Origin of the sequence: Bacillus cereus group sp. BfR-BA-01350, assembly GCF_022663775.1 — a bacterium.
GTDB classification, from domain to species: Bacteria; Bacillota; Bacilli; order Bacillales; family Bacillaceae_G; genus Bacillus_A; species Bacillus_A paranthracis.
This window is the reverse complement of sequence record NZ_JAKUGD010000005.1, coordinates 98,419-110,075: the sequence shown is the minus strand read 5'-3', so window position 1 is coordinate 110,075 and position 11,657 is coordinate 98,419. Positions and strand designations below refer to the sequence as shown.

Below are 11,657 nucleotides of genomic sequence, written 5' to 3'. Positions count from 1 at the left end.
ATATTTATAGGAGGAGAATAGGTTTGTCAGATTTGCAGACGAAGTTAGGCAGTGGAATGAATAAGTTACAAGAAGGAATTGAGCAAGGGAAGATGAAGCTACAAGTTGCACAAGAGATTGCTCAATTGAAAAAGGGAATGCAAGTACAAATGCAGAAAAAGGCAGAGGTTCTATTAGAGGTTGGACAACAAGTATATGTTCAATTAAGAGGGAACGGAGTAAATGAAGAAAGTTTGAAAGAGATGATTGCTCCAGTTCAAGAATTTGATGTGGCTATTTATCAAGCGAGAAAACGCATTGTTGAATTGCAAAAACAACAAGGCGAGAAAGCTACATGTGAATGTGGTGGACCTTTATCGATGAACGATAAGTTTTGTGGTTCATGCGGAAATCCTAACCCAATGTTAGCGGTAGAAAATGACGGTGAAACGGCAAATTGTATTTCATGTGATGAGCATATCGATAAAAACTCTACTTACTGTCCGGTTTGTGGAATTAAGCAAAGTGGGGAGTGAATAAGATGTATTGTCGCACGTGCGGAAAGCAACATGGTGAAGAAGTAAATTATTGCCCAAATGAAGGTAGTATGGAGATGGCTGGAGCTACTGATGTAGTAACGTTAGAACAAGATAACGCGAAATATTGTAAAGGCTGTGGTACTGAAAATGCTCAGCAAAATTTATATTGTCAAAAGTGTGGGCACTCGTTATTTGTTGTAAAGAAAAAAGAACAGGCTATAAAATTACCTACGATGGACGGTGCTCCTAATGTTGAATTCAAAGCAGATAAAGCCGTGTTAAAAACAGGTTTTATTGGTGGGGCTGTTGCAAGTATTCTCATGTTAATTGCAGGATGGATTGGTAGTGTATTATTTGCGTCTATATTAAGTGAGATGATGAGTAAATTTGCGAAAGAGTTAGAAATGCTACCAAGCTTTTATGCAAGTGCAACTGCTACGTTGTTAAATTACCATTTACTTGGTTTTACAGCTAGTGATGATAGTGGATTGATATTATCTTTATCTTGGCATACTCCATTTACATTATTATTAATCATCCCATTTATTATTTTCGCTGGAACAGGAATATGGTTAGGAAAACAGCGTGTTGCAAAAACGATTAAAGATCAAATTTTTATAGCGGCAACAGTTGGTATTATTTACGGCGTCTTTTTATTCATTATAAGCTTTATAGCGTCACAATCTGTTACAATTCCATTCTCGGATGCAGGTAAGATTACAGTTGGATATTCAGCAATTAAGAGCTTCTTGAGCGGTTTTGTATCCGGAACGTTATTTACTTTAGTAGGATTTATTGCTCATACAAGCAAAAACAATATGGCAGCGGCATTTCAAGAGTTAATACCATATGGAGCGTCTATTTATTATGGAATTTCATCTATGATAAAAGGTTTTTTAGTGACAGCGGTAGTAATGTGCATCTTAGCTGTAGCGTTAGTAAGTAATGTAGAAGACAGTGCTGCACCGTTAAAAGAAATGAAAGAATCTAAAACACAAGGTGTATTATTAGCGCTAGAATTAACACCTCAATTATGGAGTATGGCTCATTTTTCTCCATTAGAAGTAGAAAGTCCAGCATTGGATCATGAATTTAAAAAGTTTAGTAAGAAAGCATCTGATAACAAATTAGTATTTTCATTTGTGTCAGGTATTTCTGTAAATGGTATCGGAATGAAGGATATTGTAGTTGCACAAGGCGGAAACCAAGAGGATCTCGCTGAAGTAGAAGAAGTAAATGGTGCATTCCATTACGGTTTATTACTACTTATTATTCCGGCATTCTTTATGTTCATAACTGGGAGAAAATTAGCGGAATTACCAACTGCGAACATGTATATCACACTAGCTGTTTGTAGCGCTTCTTACACAATTATGATGATTGTAATGAACATCATTTCTAAGTTCCAAATTGATGTATCTGGAAATGTAATGAATTTATTTGGAGCGGGCGGTACTGTATTATCTATGCAAAATTCATTTATATATTTAACTATGTTTAGTTTTATTGTGACATATGTGGCGGCATTTGCTGGAATGAAATTAGCCAAAAAATAGGGGGAGAGCATGTTGAAGTTTTGTGGAACATGTAAAAAGAACGTTGCAGACCATTTGAACTTTTGTCCTGAATGCGGAAGCAAAGTTGAAGTAATTGTTGATAACAATGCTGCTTCATACACAGAAGTACAAAATGAGATAAAACCAGCGAAAAGTAAGAAAAATTTATTTTTCATCATCGGTTTCCTCATCGTTGCGGCTGTATTATTTGGGGCGTATAAGTTTGGAGCAAATAAGTTTTCAAAAGAAAAGCAAGTGAATGTAATGATTGAAGCATTCCAAAAGAAAGATGTAAATGCAATTGATGAAATTGTGAAAGCAGATGATCCAAGCTTAAAGATTAAGATAGAAGATATTAAGGCGTACATGCGTTATTTAAAAGAGAATCCTTCGTATAATAAAGAACTACTATCTTATTTACAGAAAGAGACTATAAATCAAAGGTTAGTAAAAGATAAAGCGTCCTTTAAAGATGGACAAATTGTCGAAGACGGAAAAGAGTGGTTCTTATATCCGAAGTATAAGTTCAGTATGAAATCTTATTACATGAGAGTTAGCACCACTGCAAAAAATGCTGAAATATATGTGAATGACAAAAAAGAAACCGAACTTTCTAGTGATAAAACTTCGAAAGAATTAGGGCCATACTTCCCAGGTACGTATGTTGTAAAGGCGACTGCGAAGACTGAACTGACTGAATTAGAAACAGAAGAAGAAGTAGATTTAGCAGATGAACAGAGCGGGAAAGTAGAAGTCGATTTATCACTTGAAGGAAAGTATGTAACGATTTCTTCTGATGAAAATGATGCAACTGTGTTTGTGAACGGTAAAAAACGTGGGAAATTAAATTACGGAAGTTATAATCTTGGTCCTGTATCGACAGACGAAACAGTGGAAGTACATTTAGAGAAAACTACTGATTTTGGTGTGATGAAATCTGAAAGTATTAAAATTGGAGATCAAAGTACGTATTACTTAAAATTCCCGAAAGAAACATCAAGTTCGGCTGTCGGTGACTTTGTACGAAATCATCTTTATGATAATGTGCGTGCGATTTCATTAAATGATTTTAGCCTAATTGAAAATAATTATGATAAGAGCGGGAAATCGTACAAGGAAGACCGTGATTACATACAATATTTACACAAAAAAGGAATTACAGAAGATTTATTAACAATGGAAATTCGTAATGTAGAGCGTCAAAGTGCTACGAAATATAAAGTAACAACATATGAAGAATATCATATTCGTTACGGTGATGGCTCTGTGAAGTTCAAAAGCTTTAATAATGATCATATCGTTACTGTGAATGGAAATGGAAAGATATTGTACCATTCTCTTGGAGCGAATAATACGCTTAAATCAGAGGAAGTATCTGGTCCAACTCGTTAATATGAGAGAGGTTGTTCAATATTTGAACAGCCTCTTTATTTTGTAGCTACTCAATATTTCGTGTCAAACCGTTGATATATTGTAAGTTATGATAGATATAATTGAAAGATCGTTGATATATTTTTTTACCATTATGAGCGCGTCTCTTTTAATATTGCTTGTACATACGGATCATGTAATATTTGCTCTATGATTGGTAACATGTTTTGTTCGAATGGAATGTCGATAGGGAATGGCTTTTGTGAGCCGGGTTTGATTCCATATTGGACAAATTTGTAATGTGTATTTTCTTCAGACTTGAGCACAATTAATTTATAGCGATTATCGTCGCCAGCGAGTGAAAAATCAATAGAAGTAGCGTCATATGTTACTTCATCTTTATATATATACGGTTTTGGTGTACCGATCCAGTCTACTTTTGCTTGTACATTCATGAGTATAGCCTCCTTATAACTATTATAAAAAAATAAAAGCCAGCTCTCAACAAAGAGAACTGGCCTTAGCAGTCATTGGTTATTTTAAAATTTTCACTTTAACAGTTTTGCGTCCCCATTTTTGAGCAGCGCTATCTGATCCAAGTAGGATGTCGATACGGTTACCTTTAATTGCACCGCCAGTATCTCCAGCGATAGCTTCTCCGTAACCTTCTACCCATACTTTAGATCCTAATGGGATTACTTTCGGATCAACAGCGATCATTTTCATGTTTGGGTTCGCTGTTAAGTCATGACCCATTGCAGTTAATACACGGCCGCCATATGTGCCACCGTTTTCGCTCGGATGAGCTGTATATGCTGTAGCTACAACTGTTAACTCACGACCACCAGAAGGTGTGCTAGTTTCAGCAGCCTTTACAGCAGGCTTAGCAGCTTGTTTTGCTTGTGCTGCAGGTGCTTTAGCTGGCGCTTGCGCTTTAGCAGGAGCTGGTTGTTCTTGTTTCTCAATAACAGGTGCTGTACCTGTTAAGAAAGGAACGTGAACGTAAGCTGTTTTTCCGTTATATTCGAATTGTAACCACTCATTTTGTACTTGGTTCGTTGTTTCAATCATATCATCTTTCTTAAGCGTCCCAAGAATTTCTGAGTTTGTGTTCGCTTCAGCACGTACGTTTAATACGTTAGCTGTTACGTAGTAGATGCTTTTAGTGAACTCTGCACTTACGAATGCGTCTTTACCATCTAAAGTGATTTTTGACCATCCGTTCTCTGTATTTTGAACATCTATTTTATTACCGTTTAGTAATTTACCGACAACTTTTGATTCAGTAGTAGGGTTTTCGCGTACATTTAGTACGTCTGTTGTTACAACAGTTTCTGCATTAGCAGATGATGTGAAAATCCCAAGACCAAAAACTGCTGCTGTTGCTATTCCAATTAATTTTTTCATGATAGCCTCCATTGCGTTTGTTTTCGTGTCCTCATTATAGCAACAGATTTTTTCGGATTTCGGGAAAACACACAATTACAAACCATTCGTAATAAGTCGTTAACATGCTGTAATATAACAAAAAATATAGGAAAGCGTTTTTCACTCTATATGATTAGTAGGTTTCTACTTATATTCAAAATATTTAATACAACATATTGTTTTCGTCGTAAATAAAAATATTACATGAGTGTTACATGATGTTTACTAAACGATTACATTCCTTGAGTATTTTACCGTTTTATGGGTAATATAGTTATATAAACATAAACATTTCATTTGTGAAACTATAAACACGTGCTATATACTAGCAAAAAAACCGCATAATTGTTACAAAAAGAAAGGGGTGCAAGGAAGAAAAATGCCCTTTTTTACATCTGTAACACACCTTTTTTGGGGAAATACATTCCCATCCGCATTTTTCTCGCACAATTTGACAGCAGTATTTCGATCTTATAGCTCTTGCAGAGTGAAAAGGTTATACGGAAGGTAAGGCTGTCCATAAGAATTCGAATTGGTGAAGGTGAAAGTAAGAAAATCACCACAAAAATCATAGTTTTCTATCCGATTTTACATATCGGAATTTATGTTATTTACAAAAGTGAAACCTACGAAGGGGGATTTGATGAGGAAACTGACAAAAACATTCATCGTTTCATTAACATTATGTATTGCATTTACACTTTGGGGGATTATTCCCGAATCTATTATTGGAAAAGGTAGCCTAGGAAATGTAACAACTGCAATTCAAACTGCATTAGTTAGTAAGTTTGGATGGTTCTATATTATTTCTGTTTCTATTATTTTAGGTGTGTCTATCTTTTTAATTGTTTCGAAATACGGTTCTATTCGTTTAGGTAAAGATGATGACGAGCCTGATTATAGTTATATGACATGGTTTGCTATGTTATTTAGTGCTGGTATGGGTATCGGCTTAGTCTTCTGGGGCGTTGCGGAACCATTAAACCATTTGTATGCACCTCCGTTTGGAGAGAGTGCAACTGAGGAAAGTGCACGTCTTGCACTGCGTTTTTCATTTTTCCATTGGGGATTACATCCTTGGGGACTATATGCATTTGTAGCGCTTTGTATTGCTTACTTTACTTTTAGAAAAGGAAAAGCAAGTACAATTAGTGCGACAGTAGGACCGTTATTTAAAGGCGGGGACCATGGACGTATTGCTCATTTATTTGATGTGTTAGCTGTTTTCGCGACTGTGTTTGGTGTGGCAACATCATTAGGTCTTGGTGCAAAACAAATTGCCGGTGGTGTTAGTTATTTAACATCCATCCCGAATTCATTAACGACTCAGTTAGTTATTATCGCAATCGTAACAGTGTTATTTATGTTATCTGCGCAAACAGGTCTTGATAAAGGAATTAAATATTTAAGTAATACGAATATTATTTTGGCATTTGCACTTATGATTATTGTATTATTTGCGGGTCCAACAAACTTTATTATGAATTACTTCACCTCAACAATTGGTGCTTACATTCAGGAATTACCAAGCATGAGTTTCCGATTAAGTCCATTAGATGAAGGTGGAAACCAATGGATTCAATCGTGGACAATTTTCTATTGGGCATGGTGGATTGCATGGTCACCATTCGTAGGTACATTTATTGCTCGTGTTTCACGAGGACGTACCATTCGTGAATTTGTTATCGGTGTGTTACTCGTACCGACCGTAATTGGTGCCCTTTGGTTCTCTGTTTTCGGCGGAACTGGTATTCATATGGAGCTGTTCGGTGATGCACATATTTTTGAAAAAGTGAAAGAGATGGGAACAGAAGTAGGATTATTCGCTATGTTTGATCAGATGGGAAGCTTTGGATCGGCTTTATCTGTTCTAGCTATTCTTCTTATTTCTACATTCTTTATTACATCTGCAGATTCAGCGACATTCGTTTTAGGAATGTTAACAACACATGGTAGTTTAAATCCGCCAAACCGCATTAAAATGATCTGGGGTATCGTTTTAGCTGCTCTAGCTTCTATCTTATTATATGTAGGTGGATTAGAAGCCTTACAAACGGCAGCTATCATTGCAGCATTCCCATTCGTCTTCGTTATTTTCTTTATGATGGCAGCATTATTTAAAGAGTTACAAAAAGAAGGGCGTATGAAGCGTCATAAATAATAGAAGGAAAAAGAGCTGATTATGTATCAGCTCTTTTTTATATAGAAGGAACTTGAACTGCAAGTAAGGGAAATAAAATACTTTACAGATTTTCCGAATAGGAAAGCCCACTACGGTGCGATAGTACCCCCTTTAGGGGTGGGATGATAGTGAGGTCAAATGCGATGTACAGATAAAATACCGAAAGTATGTTCTGTACATCAAGTATTTGAAATGGTATAATTTTCATAACAGACAAGTAAAAGTCTCTAAAACAATCTTGTTCTCTGAAAACAGAATACATATGAGGTTGGAGTAACAAATTCTTCTGCTCCGTAAAATGTATTGAGTCGTCAAGTACAAGACGCTAAAACACATTTGAGAACTCAAAATCTGACTCGTTTGGTAATAGAACGAGTGCCGTATCTGCTAGATGCACTGGATATGGAGTGGTGATGGCACACCGCAATCTTGCACGTCAGCGATACTAGAAATAGACGTCGCCTTTGGTAGCAAGAATCCCACTGACGTTAGTCAGCTTGCGGCTTTAGCCGTGGGAGTGTCAATATATTAGTAGTATGCCTTTTATATGGAGAAAAATCGATACATTTCGACAATGTTCGATATATGGCGGATTCTATTCGTATTTTTGACAAAAAATTGTCGGAAATGTGTTGTCACGTTTATATATATGTGCTATATTATTTCCTGTAAGCGATTTCAAATAGTTTTAAAGCGCATTCAAGGGGGACATCTAGAATAATGAAACGTTACGAAAGAAAGTGGAAGCATATTTGTTTGAAACGTGTGGCACATCGTAGTGTCCAAGAAAGCACGGAACCTAAGACTGAAACGCGCAAAGAGCAGCAAGAGAAGCAATTGGTTCTACAAAAATAGCAATCACTTTTTCGTATATAAATGAAGGTCGATCGTTCGTTGGGGGATGGACGTGAAATTACTTTCAGCTAAGGGGTATTGTCTGATATATATTTTATACGGCAATAAATAAGCACAGAGCATACGGCGCTCTGTGCTTATTTTTATTATTTATCTTTTTTGAATCGAACAGTTTTATCCCAGCCAATGACTTGTTTCTTGCTCTTTGCACGTAAGTATAAAATTAAGCTACGAATGAATAAGTACGTAAAGAGCTGTGCGTACGTAAAGTACATGATAACACTAATAAAAATATTAGTTGGTGTAAAGGTTCGTTCCACACTCTGGGCACTAAATAATTGAGAAACATATGTAACATATGCGACATACCACATAAATAGTAGTGGAATGCTATATTGAATTTGGAATATCCCGAGTAACCCAATTACAAACCAAACGTTCGAAATGATTAAGAATAACCAAAATACAACATACACTAAAACTTGTTGTAAAGAATGGACGAGCAGTTTTCCTTTAAAGAAACTTAATGAAGAAAACATTTTTTCTAAAATGTACAAGTTCCCTTGAAGCCAACGTGTACGCTGCTTAATAAGGATTTTTAAATGTTCAGGTTCTTGTTCCCATGTAACCGATTCTGGAACGATTGGCAGGAGATAGCCTTTTTGTGTAATTCGTAATGTTAATTCAGCATCTTCTGCAATTGCATAAGGGTCATAGCCGCCAAGTTCCTCTAATGCAGCGCGGCGAAGAAGCATGTTTGTTCCTGTTAGTGAACCTGTTTGGAATAGTAACCAACGTCCGGATTGCATAAGGAGCTGGAAGATTTGAAATTCTAACGAAATCATTCGTGTTAGCCAGTTTCTTTTTTCATTTACAGTACGAACATGCCCAACAGCTCCAACAGCATCCTCGGTTGTTTCAGCGTGTTCTACGAGCATTCGCAGTGCATGTGGTTCAGGCTGGTTATCTGCATCATAAACACAGAAGTATTCACCATCTGAAATACTAAGGCCATAGTTTAATACACGTGATTTTCCTTTTGGTTCACCAGGTGGAACGCGAATGTGACGAATATGAGCATAAGCTTTGTCAAAATCGTCACCAATTTCAGGTGTCTCATCTTGCGAGTTATCGTTCAATAAATAAACAGTTAGTTTGCCTGGATATTCAATCTTCGCCATCGCCTCTAAAGTATCTTTAATAACGACCCCTTCATTGTGAGCTGGTATTAAAATATCGACGCTTGGGTAATGTTTTAGCGTACGATCTTTTCGTTTACTATTTCGGTGAACTAGACCTGCGAGTGTTAAGAAAGAATAGTAAACGAGTAAGCCAGAGAATAGAAAGGCTGTAAAAATAAGTACATACTTAATCGAAAATGTGATGCTAATCCAAAAAACAAGTACGCAAAACAAGAGGAATAAAAGAAGTATAACGAGTGTCATCATAATAACGTCTGTCCTTTGTTCCCAATTTGCTCGCGTGAAATTTTTATATCTTGGATCGCTTCAGCAGCAAGCCATTGCTCCATTTTTGGCTTTAGGCGGTTCATTACAATGTCAGCACCGGCTTCATTTGTATTTTGTAATAAAATAACGAGCGTATTATTATCATATTTAGCAGCAAGGTCAAAGTCAGCTCTTACCGTTCCAACTAATAAGGAAGCTACACGGTCCATAACACTTTCCTTCGTATATTTACTAAAGGAAGTGAAATCAAAATAAATCATAACGCCTGTTTCATTACGACGATTCATTGCATTGATTAATAATGCTTGTCGTCTCTCAAATTCTTGTCTTGTTAATAATTTCGATTCTCCGATGTATTGTTCTAACGTTCTCACACGTTCGGTTAATTCTTTATTTTCATGAATAACCTTCTTTAATAGATGAGTGGAGATATATACAATGAAGAAATTTGCTGCCATTAGGAAGTGAGTAATAATGTATTCCCATTGTTCTGATGTACTCCATAAGTAAAGCCATGCTTGGTAGAACAGGTAGAATACCGAAATAATGGTTCCTAATATGAAGAAAACAAATGCAGTTTTATCAGGCAAAAATAGAAATAGTACATTAACAATTACATATATAATTGTAAAAATGAGAGCATGCTCATATTGCGTTACATGTACAGTTGTAAAATAAAATAAAATTTGTAAAATCCACATAGAGAGGACTTTATAGAAGTTATCTTTCACAAAACTTTCCTCCTTAAAGATAATCCATACAAGGATACTTGTAGTATGCGCAATTATTAAGAAATAGACCGGATGACTATATTCTTTTTGAGAGAGCAACAATAAGTAGTATCCCTCTTTTGTAAGAAAAAATAAACAGACTTGATAATTATTGTATCATAATGTTTTTATATTTCGGCATAAAGTATTTAATATATACTAAGAAAATAAAAAGTCCCCTCTTTAGAAAGAGGGGACTTGCTTTATTTTATAGGAACATCATACCTGCAACTGCTGCGTTTAAGAAGTTAGCTAGTGTACCAGCGATAACTGCTTTAATCCCTAATTGTGCAATTTGTTTACGGCGAGTAGGAGCTAATGTTCCTGTTACACCTAATTGAATTGCGATAGAAGAGAAGTTTGCGAATCCACAGATTGCGAATGTTAAAATTAGATTTGTTTTTGCAGAGAACTCTGCCATATGTGGTCCTAAGTTTGCGTATGCAACGAATTCGTTGATTGCAAGTTTTTGACCGATAAAGCTTGCTGCTTGTACAGCTTCACCAGGAGAAACCCCGATTAAAATTGCAAATGGTGATAGTAAGTAACCGAAGATTAAATCAAGGCTAAGTTTAATATCGAACCAAGAGCCAATCCATCCTAATAGGCCATTTAATAAAGCAATTAATGCGATGAAAGCCATTAACATTGCTGCTACGTTAATAACAAGTTGCATACCTTCTGATGCACCACGTGCTGCTGCATCAATAACGTTTGCATCTTCACGCTCTGTAGAAAGTTCAACGTTATTATCTACTTTTTCTGTTTCTGGCATAATTAGTTTTGCAATTAATAGACTTGATGGAGCTGCCATAATTGCTGCTGCTAATAAGTGTTCTAACGGAATACCCATTGCTGCATAGCCGACAAGAACTGATCCAGCAACAGCTGTCATACCGCTTACCATAATAGCGAAGAATTCACTATTTGTTAAACGTGCTAAGTAAGGTTTGATTAAGATTGGAGCTTCAGTTTGTCCTAAAAATACAGTTGTTACTGAGTTTAAACTTTCTGCTTTAGAAGTTCCAAGAAGTTTACTTAATGCGCCACCAACGATACTAACAAATTTCTGCATAATACCGAAATGATATAAGATTGCTACTAATGAACTAATAAATACGATTGGAAGTAGTGCTTGAATAACGAATACAAATCCCCAAGGTCCTTTTGCGTTGACTAAATCCCCAGCAACGAACTTAATTCCCTCGTAAGAAAAATTAATTAATCCTTGAACGCCATCTGCAGCGTGTTTTAAACCTGCTTTTCCGGCATCCCATCGTAATACGATAAATGAAAATGACATTTGTAATGCTAGCGCGATTAAAATCGTGCGCCAATTAATAGCTTTGCGGTTGGAAGATAGTAAGAAAGCGATTGCTAATACTCCAATCACGCCGCCAATTCCCCATAAAAGATTCATGCAGTGTATGCTCCTTCCTCATAGTAAAAAAATGTATAAAACAGTTGTCTATACTTCTGCAAATATAACATCTTAAGTAACTTATCAT

9 protein-coding genes are annotated in these 11,657 nt (G+C 36.1%); 4 read left to right on the top strand and 5 right to left on the bottom strand.

Translation table 11 applies throughout. The annotated features are described in order from the left end of the window. Positions 1–23 precede the first annotated feature (23 nt). Genes MR147_RS13510 through MR147_RS13500 form a run of 3 tightly spaced genes read left to right on the top strand, consistent with a single transcriptional unit; the run spans position 24 to position 3,466 of the window. Complete coding sequence (locus tag MR147_RS13510) at positions 24–515, top strand: zinc ribbon domain-containing protein (protein WP_033692244.1); 492 nt, start codon at positions 24–26, stop codon at positions 513–515. 5 nt (positions 516–520) lie between these two features. After that, on the top strand, positions 521–2,074 hold the full coding sequence (locus tag MR147_RS13505; RefSeq protein WP_074606571.1) for an acetolactate synthase large subunit family protein: 1,554 nt from the start codon (positions 521–523) through the stop codon (positions 2,072–2,074). A 12-nt stretch (positions 2,075–2,086) separates the two neighbouring features. Further along, complete coding sequence (locus tag MR147_RS13500; protein WP_074606654.1) at positions 2,087–3,466, top strand: zinc ribbon domain-containing protein; 1,380 nt, start codon at positions 2,087–2,089, stop codon at positions 3,464–3,466. Positions 3,467–3,597: 131 nt separating this feature from the next. On the opposite strand, the gene MR147_RS13495 is transcribed toward MR147_RS13500, so the two are convergent. Further along, positions 3,598–3,900, bottom strand: coding sequence for a DUF3910 family protein (locus MR147_RS13495; protein WP_074606573.1), 303 nt, complete (start codon positions 3,898–3,900; stop codon positions 3,598–3,600). A 79-nt stretch (positions 3,901–3,979) separates the two neighbouring features. Next, positions 3,980–4,852, bottom strand: a complete 873-nt coding sequence (locus MR147_RS13490; RefSeq protein WP_000733320.1) for a cell wall-binding protein EntA — start codon at positions 4,850–4,852, stop codon at positions 3,980–3,982. Positions 4,853–5,516: 664 nt separating this feature from the next. On the opposite strand from MR147_RS13490, the gene opuD reads away from it, so the two are divergent. After that, positions 5,517–7,034 (top strand): glycine betaine transporter OpuD, encoded by a 1,518-nt coding sequence (gene opuD, locus MR147_RS13485; RefSeq protein WP_001230127.1) that lies wholly within the window; start codon positions 5,517–5,519, stop codon positions 7,032–7,034. Positions 7,035–8,056: 1,022 nt separating this feature from the next. Here the strand turns inward: opuD and MR147_RS13480 are convergent. The 3 genes from MR147_RS13480 to MR147_RS13470 form a co-directional block, all read right to left on the bottom strand. Then, positions 8,057–9,358 (bottom strand): glycosyltransferase family 2 protein, encoded by a 1,302-nt coding sequence (locus tag MR147_RS13480; protein WP_074606575.1) that lies wholly within the window; start codon positions 9,356–9,358, stop codon positions 8,057–8,059. Beyond that, on the bottom strand, positions 9,355–10,110 hold the full coding sequence (locus MR147_RS13475; protein WP_074606576.1) for a GGDEF domain-containing protein: 756 nt from the start codon (positions 10,108–10,110) through the stop codon (positions 9,355–9,357). Before MR147_RS13475 ends, MR147_RS13480 begins: the two co-directional genes overlap by 4 nt. 247 nt (positions 10,111–10,357) lie before the next feature. After that, positions 10,358–11,569, bottom strand: coding sequence for a NupC/NupG family nucleoside CNT transporter (locus MR147_RS13470; RefSeq protein ID WP_001051025.1), 1,212 nt, complete (start codon positions 11,567–11,569; stop codon positions 10,358–10,360). Between the last annotated feature and the right edge of the window lie 88 nt (positions 11,570–11,657).

Bases quoted from the DNA above. Each gene is read 5' to 3' on its own strand.
- MR147_RS13505 (WP_074606571.1), top strand. From the start codon at position 521: ATGTATTGTCGCACGTGCGGAAAGCAACATGGTGAAGAAGTAAATTAT.
- MR147_RS13495 (WP_074606573.1), bottom strand. From the start codon at position 3,900: ATGAATGTACAAGCAAAAGTAGACTGGATCGGTACACCAAAACCGTAT.
- MR147_RS13490 (WP_000733320.1), bottom strand. From the start codon at position 4,852: ATGAAAAAATTAATTGGAATAGCAACAGCAGCAGTTTTTGGTCTTGGG.
- opuD (WP_001230127.1), top strand. From the start codon at position 5,517: ATGAGGAAACTGACAAAAACATTCATCGTTTCATTAACATTATGTATT.
- MR147_RS13480 (WP_074606575.1), bottom strand. From the start codon at position 9,358: ATGATGACACTCGTTATACTTCTTTTATTCCTCTTGTTTTGCGTACTT.
- MR147_RS13470 (WP_001051025.1), bottom strand. From the start codon at position 11,569: ATGAATCTTTTATGGGGAATTGGCGGCGTGATTGGAGTATTAGCAATC.